Genomic DNA, 18,055 nt, shown 5'->3' with positions numbered 1-18,055 from the left:
ATCGGGTCGTCGTTGTCTCTCAGAAATCCTGGCCGTGCTTTTCGGCAGTCTTGTCATCGTCCGCCATCCGGTATCGGACCAGCATCTGGCTACGTGACAGGAATGACTTGCTCGCCGGGCCCGCGAGCAGGGCAGCATGTATCACATTTGACCGGGTCAGTGCCAAATCCAATTCTACCGATTTCAGTGCGGTGACGACGGGAATCGGCGGCTTGGAGCCGCGATTTCCGGCATTTTGACGTGCCAGCATGTCTAATTTGCGGATTCCGTCCGCGGCCCCGTCGCTGGCGTGGATCAGGACCTCGACCGTGCCTTCCCGAAGGCCGTTTTCGACCTTGCCGAAGCCGGCCACGACCTGGCCCGCCTTGGCGGCGATCCCAAGGGCTTCCGACACGCTCCGAACCAGGAGTGCCTCGATGTCGGCAGGAAGCGTCTGGGGGATGCGCAGCTCGCGCTTGAAGGCCTTGGTAAATTGGTGACGCCGCACCGCTTCCGCAACCACCCCGCGGGAGGCCGTCAGCCACATGCCGCGTCCGGGCAGCTTGCGCTTGAGATCTGGAACGACGTCGCCCTGCGGCGAAACGACGAAGCGGATCAGCTCGTCGATCGGCCGGACCTGCCGACTGACAGCGCACATCCGCATGGTCGCGGACCTTTCGGTCCGCGGTCCATTGTCGAGTTCGCTGTCAATATTGGCGAGCATCCGGGCGACATCCTCCTTCGCCTTCTAAGTCGTGTGTTTACGCAAGGCCGGTCTCCACTTTGCCGAAAACGCCTCAGGCCGGCTGATCTTCGGTCGCCTCGGCCTCTTCAGCGGGCTTGGCGAGATCGGCCTCGGTGATCCAGCCGGCCTTGACGCGGGCCTGCATGATCATCGCTTCAGCATCGTCGCGGGAGATATCGATGCCGTCGAGGGCACCCGGGAATTTGGTCTGCTCGCCGCCTTCCTTGCGCTCGGTCCAGCCGACCAGATCGTCGGTCGCGCAGCCGGCGAGGTCTTCGACCGTCTTGATGTCGTTCTCGCCGAACTTCACCAGCATCTTGGAGGTGACGCCGGGCACGTCCTTGACCGCGTCCTCGACACCGAGCTCCTTGCGCCTGGCCTCGATCTCGGCGTCCTGCTGTTCGAGATATTCGCGGGCGCGGCTCTGCAGCTCCTGCGCGGTCTCCTCGTCGAAACCCTCGATGCCAGCGAGTTCCCTGAGATCCACCATGGCCACTTCCTCGACCGCGGTGAAGCCTTCGGTCGCCAAGAGCTGGCCGACAACCTCGTCGACGTTGAGCGTTTCCATGAAGACGCGGGTGGCGTTCTCGAAGCCGGCCTGACGGCGCTCCGATTCCTCCTGCTCGGTCAGGATGTCGATATCCCAGCCGGTGAGCTGCGAGGCCAGACGCACGTTCTGGCCGCGGCGGCCGATCGCCAGCGAAAGCTGGTTGTTGGTATCGGGCACGACGACCTCGATGCGCTCGCGATCTTCGTCGATGACGACCTTGGACACTTCGGCCGGCGCCAGCGCGTTGACCACGAAGGTCGCGATGTCGGGCGACCAGGGAATGATGTCGATCTTCTCGCCCTGCAATTCATTCACCACGGCCTGCACGCGCGAGCCGCGCATGCCGACGCAGGCGCCGACCGGATCGACCGAGGAATCGCGGGAAATCACGCCGATTTTGGCGCGCGAGCCCGGATCGCGGGCCACCGCCTTGATCTCGACGATGCCGTCATAGATCTCCGGCACTTCCTGCGCGAACAGCTTTGCCATGAACTGCGGATGGGTGCGGGAGAGGAAGATCTGCGGGCCTCTCGTCTCGCGGCGGACGTCGAAGATGTAGGCGCGAACGCGGTCGCCGTTGCGGAACACTTCGCGCGGCAGCATCTCGTCGCGGCGGATGATGGCCTCGCCGCGGCCGAGATCGACAATCACGCTGCCATATTCGACGCGCTTGACGACGCCGTTGACGATGTCGCCGATGCGGTCCTTGAATTCCTGGTACTGCCGGTCGCGCTCGGCCTCGCGCACCTTCTGCACGATGACCTGCTTGGCCGATTGCGCGGCGATGCGGCCATATTCCAGCGGCGGCAGGGTGTCGGCGATGGTGTCGCCGACCTGGGCGCCGGGATTGGCGCGCTGCGCGTCCACCAGCGAAATCTGGTTGGAATGATTTTCGACCTTCTCGACCACCAGCATGTGGCGCGACAGCCGCAGCTCGCCCTTCTTGGGGTCGATCTCGGCGTGAACGTCAGTCTCGCTGCCGTAACGTGCGCGCGCGGCCTTGGCGATGGCGTCCTCCATCGCCGCGATGACGATGCCGCGGTCGATCGATTTCTCGCGTGCAACGGCGTCGGCGATCTGGAGCAATTCAAGTCGATTGGCGCTGACTGCCATGGCTAGTCTCCTTGGTCAGGATCGATGTCGCCGCGCCGCGCGCGTTCGGCGGCAAGGCGATGTTTCTTGGTGTTGGTCGGGGCCGGTTTCTTTTTCGGCTTGGTGTTCTTGGTGATCTTCGCGCTGATCTCCGCGTGCGGCGCAGCCGGCGGCTCCAGTCCGAGATTCCTGCGCATCTGGCGCTCCTCGGCCTTGCCGCGGCGCATCGATTCCGCAATCAACTCGTCGGTCAGCACCAGCCGGGCCTCGCCGATATCCTCCATGGTCAGGAGCACGTCGGCCTCGGCGCCCGCCTTGACGTCGTCGCGACGCAGGTGCACGCGGTCGCCTTCGACGGCACCGAGCGTGCCGCGGAACCGCTTGCGTCCCTCATGTGCGACCGCCATGTCGATCTTCACCAGATGGCCGGAATAGCGCTCGAAATCGGAGCGGCGGACCAGCGGACGGTCGATCCCCGGCGAGGAGATTTCCAGCCGGTAGGCGCGATCGATGGGGTCGGCGACATCGAGCACGGGCGACAGCGCCCGGGAGATCGCCTCGCAATCTTCGAGCTGCATCGAGCCGTCCGGCCGCTCGGCCATGATCTGCACGGTGCAGCCGGCCTCGCCGGAAATTCGGATCCGCACCAGGCGGTAGCCCATGCCCTCGAGCACCGGTGCTGCGACCGCGGACACCCGTGCCGCCACACCGGGCTCGACGACGAGTCTCGGCTCGGCCAGCAATTCGGCATCCGTGGAACCAGGGGTCGGTTCGGTCATGTCCAGGGTCAGGCGCTCGATGGTTAAGGCTTGGTTACGATTCCAAAGCCCGCTTCGGAACTCTCCCGACACGCGTCGGGCCGCATCTTCCGCCAAGCCGCGTTCAGGTAATAAAAAAGAGCGGGTCCTTTCGGGCCCACTCTCACTACGCGGATCGTATGAGAAGATGAATTGGCGCTGATATAGCGCTTTTGATCCCCCCGGACAAGGCCCATCGCGGGCCAGACGAGGCTTTTTACGCCCGATTCGCGCCGTCGTTCGCGCCGTCCCGGGCCTAACGCTTCTTTCACCTCGGGCGGCTAAATTCCCTGATTGTGGGGCGGCTTCGACCAAGGGCGCACCCGCGGCGTGCCCTGATCGAGTTGTTTCATGACCGTTGCCACGTCGCTCATTCCCGGACTGGACGATATCGTCAAACGCGGCGATCCGCGGCGGCGCGGCGAAATCGCGCGCGCCATCTCCGAATTGTTCTTCCAGGATTCCGCCAATCTTCGTCCCGAGCTGATCGATCTCTTCGACAATCTGCTGATCGATCTCGTCCCGCATGCGGAGCTTGCCTCGCGCGCTGACCTCGCCGAGCGCTTCTCGCACCTGAACAATGCGCCGCCGCATCTGGTCAATCAACTCGCGCGCGAAAACGAGATCATGGTGGCCGGTCCCGTGCTGCGCCGCTCGCCGGTGCTCGATGATTCCGCTCTGGTCGAGATCGCGCGGCTGAAGGGCCAGGGCCATCTGCTGGCGATGACGGAGCGCCCGGTATTGTCGGCCGAGATCACCGACGTGCTGGTCGAGCGCGGTGATCGCGACGTGGTGCGCCGCGCCGCCGGCAATGCCGGTGCGGTGTTCTCGCCGAGCAGCTATTCCGAGATGATCAAGCGCGCGTCGCAGGACGGCGTGCTGACGCTCAAGATCGGCCAGCGCAACGACCTCTCGGGCGAGCACCTGAAAGAGCTTCTCGACGGCACGCTCGACGTCATCCGCCGGCGCCTCTCCAGCGTGGTCAACCCCGCGCGCCAGGTCGAGATCAAGCGCGCGATGGCGGCGATCGAGGATGCCAAGCTGCCGCCGGGGCCGCGGCGCGATTTCTCTGCGGCCCAGCGCACGGTGCTCGCCTTGCATCGTGACGGCCATCTCGGCGAGAGCGCGCTGCTCGGCTTTGCCAAGGCGCACAAATACGAGGAATCGATCGCCTCGCTGTCGGCGATGTCCGGCGTTCGCCTCTCGGTTCTCGACCGCCTGATCGCTGGCGACCGCTACGATCCGATCCTCATCGTCGGCCGCGTGCTGAATCTGGGCTGGCCCACAGTGCGCGCGCTCATCCTGCTCTGGTACGGTCCGCAACGCACGCCGGCCGATGCCGACATCGAGGCCGCGCGCGTCAACTTCACGCGCCTGATGCCGACGACCGCCGAGCGCGTCGTGAATTTCTGGCGCAACCGGCAGACGATTTGAGATTCCGAACAGTCTTCGTCATGGCCGGGACAAGCCCGGGCATGACGACAGCGGAAGTACCGCGCGAAAAGTCTACACCCGCCTGAACCGCAAATATGCCGCCTTGCGTCCTTCGCGCGCGGCTTTGCGGCCGTAGCGCGTCATGGTGTAGCCCGCCCATGGCTGCCTGAAATCGTCGGCGCGTTCGGCAAGCCAGACGAAGTCCTGTGAACGCGCAAGGTGCGACAGCGTCCAGGCGCAGTAATCGTCGATATCGCAGACGAAGCGGAATTCGCCGCCGCTCCTGAGCACGCGCGCCATCGCGGCGATCGTCCTGTCCTGGACGAAGCGCCGTTTCCAGTGCCGCCGTTTCGGCCAGGGGTCGGGATGGATCAGGTCGATCCGCGACAGCGATGCCTTGGGCAGCCAGGCCAGCAGCTCGGCGGCATCGCCCGCGAACAGGCGGATGTTGCCGATATTGGCGGCCTCGATCTGCGCGAGGATCTTCGCCATGCCGTTGACATAGGGCTCGCAGCCGATGAGGCCGGTCGTGGGGAATTTCTGTGCCTCGGCTGCGAGATGCTCGCCGCCGCCGAAGCCGATCTCGAGCCGCACATCTTCGGTCTCGGGGCCAAAGATCTCGCTTGCGTCTGCCGGCGTCTCACTTTGGATGTCGAGCGCAAGATGCGGCAGCAGGTGATCGACCAGCGCGGCCTGGTGCTGTCTGAGCTTGTGGCCCTTGCGGCGCCCGAAGAAGGCGCGCTCGCTGTCCTCGCGATCGGGGTCTGATTTGCGCTCGCTCATCGCAGCGTCTGATACAGGCGATGGAGCAGCCGCGCGCGCGGTGCGAGCGAGGAGACATAGAGCTGCTCATAATGGGTGTGCGCGCCCTTGCCGTCGACGCCGAGCCCGTCGAGCGTCGCGGTATGCGGGGCGGTGAAATTGCCGTCCGAGCCGCCGCCGGTGTGGGTGTCGATCAGCTCGAAGCCGATCTCGCCGGCGAGCGTCTTCGCATGCTCGTACAGCGAGGCGCCTGCATTGCTTTTCTCGTAAGGCGGGCGGTTGAGCTCGCCCGTGACGGTGACGGTGACGCCGTCGGTCTTCGAGGTCAGAGCGAGAATCCTGCCGACGAACTCGTCTGCGTCCTTGAGGCTCACAACGCGCAGATCGACTTCGGCATAGGCGTCTTCCGGCGTGACATTGGGGCGCGTGCCGCCGCGCACCACGCCGACATTGACGGAGACGCCACGCGCGAGGTCGTTCATCCCTTCCAGCGCCATGATGACGTTGGCGAGCTCGCGAACGGCGCTGCGGCCGTCTTCGGGCCGCGAGCCGGCATGCGCCGGCACGCCCTTGATGGACACGCGGAAGCGTCCGACGCCCTTGCGCCCGGTGACGATCTTGCCGCCGTCCCGCGCCGGCTCCGTCACCAGCACGTATTTGGCCTTGCGTCCCTCCCGCTCGATGAGCGCGCGCGAGGTCGGGCTGCCGATCTCCTCGTCGGAGGTGAACAGATGCGTGATGCCGAGCGGCGAGCGATCGGCCGTCGCACACAGCGCGCCAAACGCGTGATGGGCGATGTAGGCGCCGCCCTTCATGTCGTAGATGCCGGGACCGTAGGCGATGTCGCCTTCGACCTTGAACGGCAGGCGCTCGATGAATCCCATGGGATGGACGGTGTCGAGGTGGCTCAGTACCAGGACGCCCGGCTGGTCCTGGCCCCAATTCGAGCGCGCCAGGAGATGATCACCGCAGCCATCGGTGCCGGCGACGCGCTCGAGCGTGACGGGCCAATCGCGATATTGCTCTGCGACCACGGAGATCAGCTTGTTGACCTGTTCAGGCGCTTCCGTCGGTGTCTCGATCTCCACCCAGCGGCGGATGCCATCGAGAATAGTTTGAGTATCGAACCAATTGGAGCTGGTCATGGGCGCATCTGTGCCTTTGAATCGCATCATCGAAGCGGACGCACGCCAAGGCGCGGCCACAAATGACGACATAGGCCAGATTTGACGCGGTCTCAAATCGCCATTGAGGCGGCGCGTCAGCGCTTGTCGGGGCCTTCGCGAGCCGCAATCTGCTCGACGAGATCGACGATCGAGCGGCGCATCTTCGAATCGGTGATTCGCGTGAACGCCTTGGTCAGGGCCAGGCCTTCGGAGGTCGCGAGAAAATCCGATACGTAAGAGGGCGAGGCGCCTTCGGCGAAGCCATCCGGCCCGGGCACGCCGCTCGGACCGCCCTCGAACAGGAATGACACCGGCACCTGCAGAATCTCGGCGATCTGCTGGATGCGGCTCGCGCCGACCCGGTTGGTACCCTTCTCGTACTTCTGAATCTGCTGGAAAGTCAGGCCCAAAGCTTCACCGAGCTTTTCCTGACTCATGCCCAACATGATGCGGCGCATACGCACGCGACTGCCGACATATTTGTCAACAGGGTTGGGCGCTTTCGACATTTCCTCAGCCCTCCAAACACCACCTTCAGCGCAATCAACCGGAGTGCCTCAGGTGCAAGCAACGTCAAATCAAACCCTGTTATTGGGAAACATTGCGGAGAAATTTAGCAATGCACCACTGTCTTTTGCAGCCGGTGCAGAATGGGGAGCCCGTGTGCAGTCTGTCAACCGTAGGACCGCGGTTGTCAAAAGTTTCCGGCTACCTCCGCGGCGACTGCGCAATCAGCCATGCCGCTTGGTGACACGTCGGCGGACCGCCAAAATCACCGCCAGCGCGACGAACATGGCCGCAGGTGCATCACCCACCCGCGCATAGACGGTTGGCGGGATCGCCGCGGGCAGGTTTGCATCCAAAATGCCTTCGATTCCGAGACCGTGGCTCGCGACGGTACGGCCCACCGGATCGATCACTGCGGAGATGCCGGTATTGGCGGAGCGGACCAGCGGCAATCCCAGTTCGATCGCGCGCATTCGCGACTGCTCCAGATGCTGGTAGGGGCCAGTCGAGATTCCGAACCAACCGTCGTTGGTGAGGTTCACGATCCAGCCCGGACGTTCGTCGCGTCCGGCCACTTCGCCGGGAAAAATGGCTTCATAACAGATCAGCGGCAGTGCGGGTGGTGCACCGGGGACCGGCAGCGCGTGCCGCACGGTGCCGGGAATGAAGCCGCCGCGCACACGCGTCAGTTGCTCGAAGCCGAGCTTCTCCATCAGCCCCTGGTAGGGCAGAAATTCTCCGAACGGCACCAGATGCAACTTGTCGTACACGGCCAGCACGCTGCCGTCGTGATCGATCACGTAGATCGAATTATAGGCACGGGTGATCGGCGTGCCTCGCGGCAGATCGGGCGCGCGGACCGAGCCCGTGATCAGCACGGTGCCTTTCGGCAGGAGGTCGGCGATTTGCGCCATCGCGTCGGCTTCGCGGGTCAGGAAGAACGGAAAGGCGGATTCCGGCCAGATCAGGATGGTGGCATCGCGTACGCCCGTCGATTGCGGGCCGGAGGCGCGGTCTGACAGCGCCAAATATTTCTTCATCACCTCGGGCTTGGCGGCGTAGTTGAATTTCGCGTCCTGCTGGAGGTTCGGCTGCATCAGGCGCAGCTTGGCGCCTGACACCATCGTGGTCGGGTGCAGCGACAGGCGGATCGCGCCGAAGATGCTCATGACAATCAAGAGCGCAATGGCCGTCGCCGGCACGCGCCATGGCAGGCGGCGATCGGACGTGCGGTCGATCAGCGTCGCGGGGCTCGCGAAGATCGCAACCGTCAGGAACGTCATGCCCCACAGGCCGACCAGCGAGGCTGTCTGCGCCAGCGGCAGCGGCTCGGACAGCGCGTAGCCGAACGCGTTCCAGGGGAAGCCGGTCAGAGCGTGGCCGCGCAGCCATTCGCTGACGGTGAGGCTTGCCGCGAGCGCAAGCACGCGCGTGGCGTTCTTGGTCCAGAGCAGGCGCGCCAGCGCGAAGCCGATGGCCGTGAAGAGGGAGAGATAGGCCGGCAGGCCGAGCACGGCGAACGGCGTCAGCCAGGCGAACACATCGGCGTCGACGAAGAAGGCGTAGCCGATCCAGTAGAGCCCGGGCACGAAATAGCCGAGCCCGAACCAGTAGCCGGTCAACGCGGCAGCGGGAACGCCGCCATATCGGCCGGCGCCGGCGCCGTCGATCAGCCAGACCAGCACGGGAAAGGTGATGAACAGCACTGGAAAGACATTGAATGGCGCCAGCGCCAGCACCGACAGCGCGCCGCAGGCCATGGCGATGATGGCGCGCTTCCATCCCCAGGTGAGGATGATGGCAAGCGCGATCTGCCGAAGTCGCTGAAACGGACTCACTGTTGGCTGGTCCCGTCGCTCGGCGGCGGGCTGGGCGTATCGTTGGCCGGCGGCTGGCTGCTATCCGGCGCGGCCTCGCGGCGGCTTCTTTCGCGCTGGGTCCGCGGCGCGGGACGCTCTTTCCGCGTCGAGATGCGCAGCCGCTTGACGCGGCGCGGATCGGCATCGAGCACCTCGACCTCATAAGTGCCGGGGCCCGAGATCACCTCGCCGCGCACCGGCAGGCGCCCGACGAAGCTGACGAGATAGCCGCCCAGCGTCTCCACCTCCTCGCCGGCTTCGCCGGTGACGAAATCCTCGCCGATCACCGTGCGGACGTCGTCGAGGCTGGCGCGGGCGTCGGCGATGAAGGCGTTGTCGGGCAGGCGCACGATCGACGGCGGTTCGTCGCTGTCGTGCTCGTCGTCGATCTCGCCGACGATCTGCTCGACGATGTCCTCGAGCGAAACCAGTCCGTCGCTGCCGCCATATTCGTCGACCACCAGCGCGAGGTGAATGCGCGTGGCCTGCATCTGCGCGAGCAGGTCGATCGCCCGCATCGACGGCGGCACGTAGAGCAGCTTGCGGATGATCCGTGCGTCCTCGAGCGGCAGCGCGAGATCGACGGCGCGCAGGTCGAGCCCGGCCGGCAGCGGCTTCTTACGCTTGGTCTTGGTGGCCTCCGACACGCGGGCACGCGCGGTCATGAAGGCGAGCAGGTCGCGGATGTGGACGATGCCGACGGGATCGTCGAGCGTCTCGTTGTAGACCACGAGGCGCGAATGGCCGGCGCTCTCGAAGCGGTCCATCAACTCGCCGAGCGGGATGTCGCGCTTCACCGCGACGACGTCGGCGCGATGCACCATGACGTCGGCGATGCGCCGCTCGTGCAGGCCAAGGATGTTGCGCAGCATGGTGCGCTCGACCGCCGAGAAGCCGGAATCGCCGGGCGTCGTCGCATCGAGCACGACCTGGAGGTCGTCGCGCACCGATCCCGCCTTCCAGCCGAACAGCGTGCGGATGGCGCGCAACAGCCAGCCGTCCGCGGTCGGGCGCATTACCTCGCCTTGCGTCACCACGGCCGGCAGATTGGCCGTGTTGCGCGGGTTGTCCTGGATGGGGTCGGAGTCAGGCATCTCAGTGCGTCCCTGCGCGGTCTGCATAGGGATCGGGAATTCCAAGGTGAGCCAGGATCTGGGTCTCCAGCGCTTCCATCTCCTCGGCGTCGCCGTCGTTCTCGTGATCGTAGCCTATCAGGTGCAGGAAGCCGTGCACCGCGAGATGGCTCAAATGGTGGTCGAACGGCTTTTGTTCCTCGTCCGCCTCGCGCCGCATGGTCTCGTAGGCGATCGCGATATCGCCGAGCATGCGCGGCGCATCACCTTCCTTCCACTCGCCTTCCGGCTGGAGTGCGGGAAACGACAGCACGTTGGTCGGCTTGTCGATGCCGCGCCAGTTGCTGTTGAGGGTGCGGATGCCGGCATCATCGGTCAGCATCACGGCCACTTCGGCGTCGGCAACGTCGTCGTCGACGCTCTCGGCGGCAGCCGCCACCGCGCGCTGGATCACGGCTTCGGAATCCGGCTCGCGCTGCCAGCAATCGGCGACGACGAGGACTTCGGTCATGGGAAGGTTGGGATGGGACATTGTGTTGTCTGGGACGACAAGGCGCCGTGTCCGCGCCCTCCGGGGTCCAGCTGTTGCCTCGTCAGGATTGGCCGGTGGCCGGCCGCTGCGGCGAACCTTCGTAGGCGGCAACGATCCGCGCCACGAGTTCGTGGCGGATCACGTCCTCGGCTTTGAAATGAACTTGGGCAATGCCCTCGACGCCACCCAGGAGCCGGGTCGCTTCGGCCAGGCCCGAGGTCTGGCCGTTCGGCAGGTCGATCTGCGAGGGATCGCCCGTCACGATCATGCGGCTGTTCTCGCCGAGACGGGTCAGGAACATCTTCATCTGCATCGAGGTGGTGTTCTGCGCCTCGTCCAGGATGATGGCGGCGTTGGTGAGGGTGCGGCCGCGCATGAAGGCGAGCGGCGCGATCTCGATCTCGCCGGTCTGCAGCGCGCGCTCGACGATGCGCGCATCCATGAGGTCGTAGAGCGCGTCGTAGATCGGGCGAAGATAAGGATCGACCTTCTCGCGGAGATCGCCGGGCAGGAAGCCGAGCCGCTCGCCGGCTTCCACCGCCGGGCGCGACAGGATGATCTTGTCGACCTCCTTGCGCTCGAACAGCTGCGCGGCATGCGCGACCGCGAGCCAGGTCTTGCCGGTGCCGGCCGGGCCGATGCCGAACACCAGCTCGTGGCGCTTCAGCGCGCGGATGTAGGAATCCTGCGCGGCGGTGCGCGCGCGAACCGGGCGCTTGCGCAGGTTGATGCTGTCGAAGGCCGATTTGGTCGATTTGGCATCGAACTCGAACAGCGAGCCCTGGGCGATCACGGCGCGGATCGCGCCTTCGACCTCGCCCTGGTCGAGATCCTGTCCCTTCACGGCTTGCGCGTAGAGCATCTCCAGCACGCGGCGTGCGGCGTCGCAGCCGTCGCGCGTGCCGCCGATCGTGATGTGGTTGCCCTTGGAATCCACGACCACGCCGAGCCGCCGCTCGACCTGGGCCAGATGCTGGCCGTAGGGGCCAACCAGGGCCGAAGCGGCGCGATTGTCGTCGAAGTCGATGACGACCTGGGTCTCGGGCGGAACTTGCATGTCGCGGTCAAATTTGCGGGGAGCGAACGAAGACGAATCCGATGCGCTTTTGGGCAAGGGTTCAGGCTCCAGTGGCTTGCGATAAAACGGGCTCGCGCGCGCCACGCGGCATCACGAGCTCGCCGAGAAAGCTGTAGCGCTCGAGGCTGTCGATTCTGACAGGCAGGATCTGCCCGATGATGTCGGGCGAGGCCATCACGTGAGCGGGCTGAAGGAATGCGGTGCGGCCGACGATCTGGCCGTCTTTGCGCGCCGGACGTTCGAACAGCACGTCGACCGTTGAGCCAATCGCAGCCTTGTTGAAGGCCGATTGCTGGCTGTCGATCAGTTCCTGGAGCCGCTCCAATCGCTGGTCCATCTCGGCGGGGGATACCGTCTCCTGCATATCCGCGGCCGGCGTTCCCGGCCGGGCGGAGTATTTGAACGAATACGCCGCAGCGTAGCCGATTTGCGTGACAAGCGCGAGGGTGGCGAGAAAATCTTGCTCGCTCTCGCCGGGGAAGCCGACGATAAAATCTGATGAAAAAGCAATGTCTTGGCGCGCGGAGCGGAAACGGTCGATGACCCGCCGGTAATGATCGGCGGTATGTTTGCGGTTCATGGCCGCCAGAATCCGGTCCGAGCCCGACTGCACCGGCAGGTGCACGAACGGCATCAGGGCACCGAGATCGCGATGGGCTGCGATCAGGCTGTCGTCGACGTCGCGGGGATGGCTGGTCGAATAGCGCAGCCGCGCGATGCCGGGGATCGTCGCCAGATGTTCGAGCAATCGGCCGAGCGGCCAGGTTTTGCCGTCGGGCCCCTCGCCGTGATAGGCGTTGACGTTCTGCCCGATCAGCGTGAGCTCGCGCACGCCGTTGTCGGCCAGCCGCTTCACGTCGTCGAGGATCTTCGCCACGGGGCGCGAGACTTCCGAGCCCCGCGTATAGGGCACGACGCAGAAGGTGCAGAACTTGTCGCAACCTTCCTGCACCGTGACGAACGCGGAAATGCCGCGCGCGCGGATCGCGTCGGGCTTCGGCTGGGCGAGGAAGCCGAACTTGTCGGCGGCCGGGAATTCGGTCTCGATCGCGCGGCCTTCGTTGCCGGCGCGCTTCAGGAGCTCCGGCAGATGATGATAGCTCTGCGGTCCCACCACGACATCCACGGCAGGCGCGCGGCGCACGATCTCCTCGCCCTCGGCCTGCGCAACGCAGCCGGCGACAGCGATCTGCATCGCGCGTCCCCCGCGCGCGGCCTCGTCCTTGGCGACGCGCAAGCGTCCGAGCTCGGAATAGACTTTTTCGGAGGCCTTCTCGCGGATATGGCAGGTGTTGAGGATGACGAGGTCGGCCTCCTCGGCGTTCGCCGTCTCCACGAATCCCTCCGGAGCCAGCGTGTCCACCATGCGCTGGGCATCGTAGACGTTCATCTGGCAGCCATATGATTTGATGTGCAGCTTGCGCGGCGGCGTCATGGAACCCGAAAATGGCGGTGGAGGACGGCCTTCAAATAGAGGCTGGAGCGGCGAAAAGCCAGCGAATGGAGCCGCTGACGGTCATTACGGGGACCCGCAAAGCGGACGAACCCGGAATCTCGCGCCAAAACCTCTGGATTCCGGGTTCACGCGCATCGCGCGTGCCCCGGAATGACGAAAAAGACGAAATCAGCCAGTCAAGACCTTTGCTCCAGCCTTCCGGACCAGCTCCGGCAGTTGCAGCATGTCGTCGAAGGTCAATCCGGCCCCGGCGGCGCGCAGCCTTTCGGAATGGCCCGGCGGGCAGTGGCTGCCGCCGTGAAAGCCCAGCACGGTCATCCCGGCCGCGTGGGCACCCGTGACCCCGGGGACGCTGTCCTCGATCACCAGGCACCGCTCCGGCGCGACATTCATCTGCTTGGCGGCAAACAGGAACAGGTCGGGCGCGGGCTTGCCGCGTGCGACCTGGCTCGCCGAAAAGATGTGCGGCGCGAGCAGGTCATGCAGCCCGGCACAGGTCAGGCCATGAAGGATCTTCTCCGGCGTCCCGCTGGACGCAACGCATTTGGGCAGATCGATCGCGGCGATCGCTGCGGCGACATGGGTAATCGGCTGCAGATCGCTGGCGTAGAATTTCAGCGTGGCGGCATTGATCTGCTGCTCCAGATCATCGGGCAGGCTGCGGCCGATTTCCTGCTCCACCATCCGCCGCGCGTCTTTCTCGGACACGCCGAGGAAGCGGACCAGCACCTGCTCGGAGCTGATCGGATAGCCGTGCCGCGTCAGCACGTCGGCATGGGCGCGGCAGGAGATCACCTCGCTGTCCACGAGCACGCCGTCGCAATCGAAGATGATGAGGTCGACGGGCACTTAGTTGGTAGGCTTGTCGTCGTCGAGCGGGACGCAATAGAGTTCGAGCCGGTGGTCGACCAGCTTGTAGCCGAGCTTGCGGGCGATCTCCGCCTGCAGCTTCTCGATCTCTTCGGAGGTGAACTCGATCACCTTGCCGTCGCGCAGATTGATGAGGTGATCGTGATGGCTGTCGCGCATCGTCTCGTAGCGCGCGCGGCCTTCGCGGAAATCGTGGCGCTCGATGATGCCGGCGTCCTCGAACAGCTTGACGGTGCGATACACGGTCGAGATCGAGATCTTGTCGTCGACGGCGACGCAGCGCCGGTACAGTTCTTCGACATCGGGGTGATCGATCGCCTCCGCAAGCACGCGGGCGATGACACGGCGCTGCTCGGTCATGCGCATGCCGGTAGCGGCACAGCGCGCCTCGATGCCGGACGCCTTGGATGCGGAAGAAGGTTTCAGAGCGGTCATTGTTTGTCTGCCTGGCGGGGGCGCTTTCTGCCACCGATGTTACGACAAGTCACGTCGCATCAGAAGGGCGTTCAATTGTTCCCCGTTGGGCTGCTTATAGTAGCGTTCGCGGCGCCCGACCACCACGAATCCGCACCCGGCGTAGAGCCGTCCCGCCGGCTGGTTGTTTTCCTCGACCTCCAGAAATATTCTGCGCACGCCGCGCCCGGCGAGGTGGCCGAGATGGGTCATCAGCAGCATGCGGGAGAGGCCGCGGCCGCGATAGGCCTCGTCCACCGCGATCGAGAGGATTTCCGCTTCGTCCGCACCGATCCGGGATACCGCGAAGCCGATCGTCTTGCGGCCGAGGCGCAAGCGGTGCACCAGCGTGTTGCGCTCACTGAGCATCGTCTCGAATTCGCCTTCGCCCCAGCCATGTGCGAAGGAGGCGCCGTGCATCTGCGCCAGCCGCGCGGCGTCGCGCGCGGAGGCTGGCTCGACGGCAGCGGTGCCGCCGCGCCACCATTGCGACAGCCATCCCATCATGAGGTTGCGGCTTGTGCTGCGAGCGGCGGAGTTGCGGCCGGCTTGGCGTCGGGTGCCTTCAGGTAGAACGGCCGCGCCGGATTTGTCTCGGGATCGGCCGCCGCGCCGAGCCATGCGACCCAGCCGATATCGGGCGCTGCTTGCGCGTCGACCGCGACCGGCTGCTCGCCATCTTTCGGCCAGCGCTCGGCGAGGATGTTTGCGGCATTGCCGACCAGATGCGGTGCGCCGAACTGCGAGGCCGCGATCGCCTCGTCGATCGGCGCGACGCGCGGCCGGACCAATTGACTTCCGTCGCCGGCGACGATCTGGAAATAGACGTGGTCGTGCCGCGCGTCGATCGCGGAGATCACCGGTGCCGATTTGCTCTGGCCGACGATTGTGGCGGCATAGGCCGACAGGGTGGTGAGGCCGATCGCCGGTCGCCCGGCCGCAAGCGCCAGGCCGCGCGCCGCCGAAATGCCGACGCGCAGGCCGGTGAAGCTGCCTGGGCCGACGGTGACCGCAATGCGGTCGAGGGAGGTGAAGGCGAGACTGGCCGACTGCATGACGCGCGCAATCATCGGCATCAGGGCCTCGGCATGACCGCGCTTCATCAGAAGCTGCTCTTGCGCAAGCAGCTCGGCCGTTTCGGTGTCGAGCACGGCCACAGAGCAAGCGTCGAGCGCGGTATCGATGGCGAGGATCAGCATGGAAAAGCGAATGGCGAGTGGCGAATAGCGAGTAGTCTAGCCGATCGGAATGCCATTCGCCATTCGCTACTCGCCATTCGCTGACCGATCACATCGGCCGGACTTCGACCACGTCGGGCACGAAGTGCTTGAGCAGGTTCTGGATGCCGTGCTGCAGCGTCGCGGTCGATGACGGGCAGCCGGAGCAGGCACCCTTCATGTTGAGATAGACGATGCCGTCCTTGAAGCCGCGGAAGGTGATGTCGCCGCCGTCATTGGCGACCGCCGGCCGCACGCGGGTCTCGATCAGATCCTTGATCATGTCGACCGTCTCGGCATCGGCCTCGTCGAAGAACTCGTCCTCGTCGTCGAGATCGGCATCATCGGCCGCCGCGCCGTCGGCGAGCAGCGGCGCGCCGGACATGTAGTGCTCCATGATGGCGCCGAGGATCGCGGGCTTGAGCTGCTGCCATTCACCGCTCGCCTTGGTCACGGTGATGAAATCCGATCCATAGAACACGCCGGTGACGCCGGGCACCTCGAACAGCTTTTCGGCCAGCGGGGAGCGCGTAGCGGATTCGCGGCTCGAAAATTCCATGGGGTTGCCGTCGGTCACGACGCGGCCGGGAATGAACTTCAGCGTGGCGGGATTGGGGGTGGCTTCGGTTTGAATGAACATGGTTTTCTCCAGACGTCGCCGGTTCAAGGCCGGCGCGTTGCCCTATTCCCTAGCAGATGGCGACGGGGAACGCACGATCAAGGGGAAACGAAGTCGTTTCGTTGTTATTTCAGTGGGTTAGGGTGTCGAAATTTCCGCGGCGTCGTGGCCGAGCTTGACGAGCAAACACCTAGCCGCATCCCAGTAGGGGTACCTACGACAGCGAGTCCACGCTTTCGTCGCTGAGCGCGCCGGAAATGATGGTCACGGGAATCGGGAACGTCCCCACCGCATGCGCGAGCAGCGCGACCAATGGTCCCGGCCCTTCCGCGCCGGGATTGGCGGCGAGCACCAGCATGGCGATGTCGGGGTCCTCGTCGATCACGGCGAGCAATTGTTCCATCGGCACGCCCTCCCGGATCACCCGCTCCGGGGTGATCGCGGCGATGCCGTTGGCACGGCCCGCGGCGCGGTCGAGCGCGGCTTCGGCGGCTTCCTGCGCCTCGGCGCGCATGATGTCGGCGACCCCCAGCCATTCCTGGCTCTGCTGCTCGGGCTCGATGATGCGCAGCATCACCACGCCGCCGCCGGCACGGATCGCCCAGCGGCTGGCATAATAGACCGCGCGATCCCATTCGGCGGTGTCATCGACGATGACGAGGCATTTGGGCTTGTGACCCGGCTCGTAGCAAAGTCGTTTGCTGGTCATGCCTATCCCGGAATGTGCAGGGACGGCATGCTGCCACACTCCCGCAAGCTTGGGGAGGGGAGAAGCGGGTCGGCGCTTCTAGCGCCGACCGTCTTCAGCGCGGGCGGATGAAGCCGACGATGTCCTTGGAGAGCTTCATCGTCTCGTCGGCAATCGCGCGGGCCCGGTCGGAGCCGTCGTTCAGGACCGCGTCGATATGGCCGGGGTCGGCGACGAGGCGCTTCATCTCGCCGGCGATCGGCGCGAGCTTGGTCACGCACAGCTCCGCCAGCGCGTTCTTGAAGCTGGAGAACTGGCCGGCGCCGAATTCACGCAGCACGTCGGCCTTGGCACGGCCGGAGAGCGCGGCGAAGATGCCGACCAGATTGTCGGCCTCGGGGCGCGCTTCCAGGCCCTTCTCTTCCGTCGGCAGCGGCTCCGGATCGGTCTTCGCCTTGCGGATCTTCTGCGCGATGGTGTCGGCATCGTCGGTCAGATTGATGCGCGAATTGTCCGACGCGTCGGACTTCGACATCTTCTTGGTACCGTCGCGCAGGCTCATCACGCGCGTCGCAGGGCCGGTGATCAGCGGCTCCGGCAGCGGGAAGAACAGACCGTCATTGGCGCCCTGGGCGCGGATGGAATCGCCGAAGTCGTTGTTGAACTTCTGCGCGATGTCGCGCGAGAGTTCCAGATGCTGCTTCTGGTCCTCGCCGACCGGCACGTGCGTGGCGCGGTACAGCAGGATGTCGGCGGCCATCAGCACGGGATAGTCGAACAGCCCGACCGAGGCGTTCTCGCGGTCCTTGCCGGCCTTCTCCTTGAACTGGGTCATGCGGCCGAGCCAGCCCATGCGCGCGACGCAATTGAAGATCCAGGCGAGCTCGGCATGGCCCGAGACCTGGCTCTGGTTGAACACGATGTGCTTCTTGGGATCGATGCCGGCGGCGATGAACGCCGCGGTGACCTCGCGGGTGTTGCGCGTGAGCTCGGCCGGACCGCCCCAGACGTCGATGCCCTGCGTGATCGCGTGCATGTCGACGACGCAATAGATGCAATTGTGGGTTTCCTGCATCTTCACGAAGTTGACGATCGCGCCGAGATAATTGCCGAGGTGCAGATTGCCCGTCGGCTGGACGCCCGAAAAGACCCGTTCAACGAATGGCATGGTCAGCTTT

The 18,055-nt window shown here is 65.3% G+C and carries 19 protein-coding genes; 1 reads left to right on the top strand and 18 read right to left on the bottom strand.

Annotated elements, in window-relative coordinates; all coding sequences use genetic code 11:
* Positions 1–19: 19 nt before the first annotated feature.
* From RPS27_RS13675 to rimP, 3 genes are all read right to left on the bottom strand, one after another.
* On the bottom strand, positions 20–703 hold the full coding sequence (locus RPS27_RS13675; RefSeq protein WP_212064893.1) for an RNA-binding protein: 684 nt from the start codon (positions 701–703) through the stop codon (positions 20–22).
* Between the two features lie 73 nt (positions 704–776).
* Entirely contained in the window at positions 777–2,387 is a 1,611-nt protein-coding gene (gene nusA / locus RPS27_RS13670; protein WP_211415319.1) for a transcription termination factor NusA, read from the bottom strand.
* 2 nt (positions 2,388–2,389) lie between these two features.
* The gene (gene rimP / locus RPS27_RS13665; RefSeq protein WP_212064894.1) at positions 2,390–3,145 is read right to left on the bottom strand and encodes a ribosome maturation factor RimP; all 756 of its coding nucleotides are present in this window, start codon (positions 3,143–3,145) and stop codon (positions 2,390–2,392) included.
* A 369-nt stretch (positions 3,146–3,514) separates the two neighbouring features.
* On the opposite strand from rimP, the gene RPS27_RS13660 reads away from it, so the two are divergent.
* Complete coding sequence (locus RPS27_RS13660; RefSeq protein WP_212064895.1) at positions 3,515–4,597, top strand: DUF2336 domain-containing protein; 1,083 nt, start codon at positions 3,515–3,517, stop codon at positions 4,595–4,597.
* Between the two features lie 72 nt (positions 4,598–4,669).
* Here RPS27_RS13660 and trmB read toward each other — a convergent pair whose 3' ends face one another.
* The 15 genes from trmB to trpS all read right to left on the bottom strand — a co-directional run bounded on the left by trmB (position 4,670) and on the right by trpS (position 18,045).
* On the bottom strand, positions 4,670–5,380 hold the full coding sequence (trmB, locus tag RPS27_RS13655) for a tRNA (guanosine(46)-N7)-methyltransferase TrmB (protein ID WP_212064896.1): 711 nt from the start codon (positions 5,378–5,380) through the stop codon (positions 4,670–4,672).
* On the bottom strand, positions 5,377–6,534 hold the full coding sequence (locus RPS27_RS13650) for a M20 family metallopeptidase (protein ID WP_313754068.1): 1,158 nt from the start codon (positions 6,532–6,534) through the stop codon (positions 5,377–5,379). The genes trmB and RPS27_RS13650 overlap by 4 nt, the downstream gene beginning before the upstream one ends.
* An 86-nt stretch (positions 6,535–6,620) precedes the next feature.
* Positions 6,621–7,034, bottom strand: a complete 414-nt coding sequence (locus RPS27_RS13645; RefSeq protein WP_028139513.1) for a helix-turn-helix domain-containing protein — start codon at positions 7,032–7,034, stop codon at positions 6,621–6,623.
* Between the two features lie 222 nt (positions 7,035–7,256).
* Positions 7,257–8,870 carry an apolipoprotein N-acyltransferase gene (lnt, locus tag RPS27_RS13640; protein ID WP_212064898.1) on the bottom strand — a complete coding sequence of 538 codons (1,614 nt, stop codon included), beginning with the start codon at positions 8,868–8,870 and terminating at the stop codon, positions 7,257–7,259.
* Positions 8,867–9,985, bottom strand: a complete 1,119-nt coding sequence (locus tag RPS27_RS13635; protein ID WP_249131360.1) for a hemolysin family protein — start codon at positions 9,983–9,985, stop codon at positions 8,867–8,869. Before RPS27_RS13635 ends, lnt begins: the two co-directional genes overlap by 4 nt.
* 1 nt (position 9,986) lies before the next feature.
* Positions 9,987–10,496 (bottom strand): rRNA maturation RNase YbeY, encoded by a 510-nt coding sequence (gene ybeY, locus RPS27_RS13630; protein WP_212064900.1) that lies wholly within the window; start codon positions 10,494–10,496, stop codon positions 9,987–9,989.
* Between the two features lie 61 nt (positions 10,497–10,557).
* A complete protein-coding gene (locus RPS27_RS13625) occupies positions 10,558–11,553 on the bottom strand; it encodes a PhoH family protein (protein WP_194405130.1) in 996 nt (331 codons plus the stop codon).
* A gap of 61 nt (positions 11,554–11,614) precedes the next feature.
* A complete protein-coding gene (gene miaB, locus RPS27_RS13620; protein ID WP_313754067.1) occupies positions 11,615–13,009 on the bottom strand; it encodes a tRNA (N6-isopentenyl adenosine(37)-C2)-methylthiotransferase MiaB in 1,395 nt (464 codons plus the stop codon).
* Positions 13,010–13,198: 189 nt separating this feature from the next.
* Complete coding sequence (locus tag RPS27_RS13615) at positions 13,199–13,879, bottom strand: HAD family hydrolase (RefSeq protein ID WP_211415328.1); 681 nt, start codon at positions 13,877–13,879, stop codon at positions 13,199–13,201.
* A complete protein-coding gene (locus RPS27_RS13610; protein ID WP_028133658.1) occupies positions 13,880–14,335 on the bottom strand; it encodes a Fur family transcriptional regulator in 456 nt (151 codons plus the stop codon). It lies immediately after the preceding gene.
* A gap of 39 nt (positions 14,336–14,374) precedes the next feature.
* On the bottom strand, positions 14,375–14,860 hold the full coding sequence (rimI, locus tag RPS27_RS13605) for a ribosomal protein S18-alanine N-acetyltransferase (RefSeq protein ID WP_212064902.1): 486 nt from the start codon (positions 14,858–14,860) through the stop codon (positions 14,375–14,377).
* Complete coding sequence (tsaB, locus tag RPS27_RS13600) at positions 14,857–15,552, bottom strand: tRNA (adenosine(37)-N6)-threonylcarbamoyltransferase complex dimerization subunit type 1 TsaB (protein ID WP_194405126.1); 696 nt, start codon at positions 15,550–15,552, stop codon at positions 14,857–14,859. Before tsaB ends, rimI begins: the two co-directional genes overlap by 4 nt.
* 88 nt (positions 15,553–15,640) lie before the next feature.
* The gene (locus tag RPS27_RS13595) at positions 15,641–16,210 is read right to left on the bottom strand and encodes a NifU family protein (RefSeq protein ID WP_211415331.1); all 570 of its coding nucleotides are present in this window, start codon (positions 16,208–16,210) and stop codon (positions 15,641–15,643) included.
* 193 nt (positions 16,211–16,403) lie between these two features.
* Positions 16,404–16,898 (bottom strand): universal stress protein, encoded by a 495-nt coding sequence (locus RPS27_RS13590; protein ID WP_194405124.1) that lies wholly within the window; start codon positions 16,896–16,898, stop codon positions 16,404–16,406.
* A 94-nt stretch (positions 16,899–16,992) separates the two neighbouring features.
* The gene (gene trpS, locus RPS27_RS13585) at positions 16,993–18,045 is read right to left on the bottom strand and encodes a tryptophan--tRNA ligase (RefSeq protein ID WP_212064904.1); all 1,053 of its coding nucleotides are present in this window, start codon (positions 18,043–18,045) and stop codon (positions 16,993–16,995) included.
* Positions 18,046–18,055: the final 10 nt, after the last annotated feature.

The organism is Bradyrhizobium sp. WYCCWR 12699 (assembly GCF_032144035.1).
Classification (GTDB): domain Bacteria; phylum Pseudomonadota; class Alphaproteobacteria; order Rhizobiales; family Xanthobacteraceae; genus Bradyrhizobium.
This window is presented reverse-complemented; position numbering and strand designations above follow the sequence as displayed.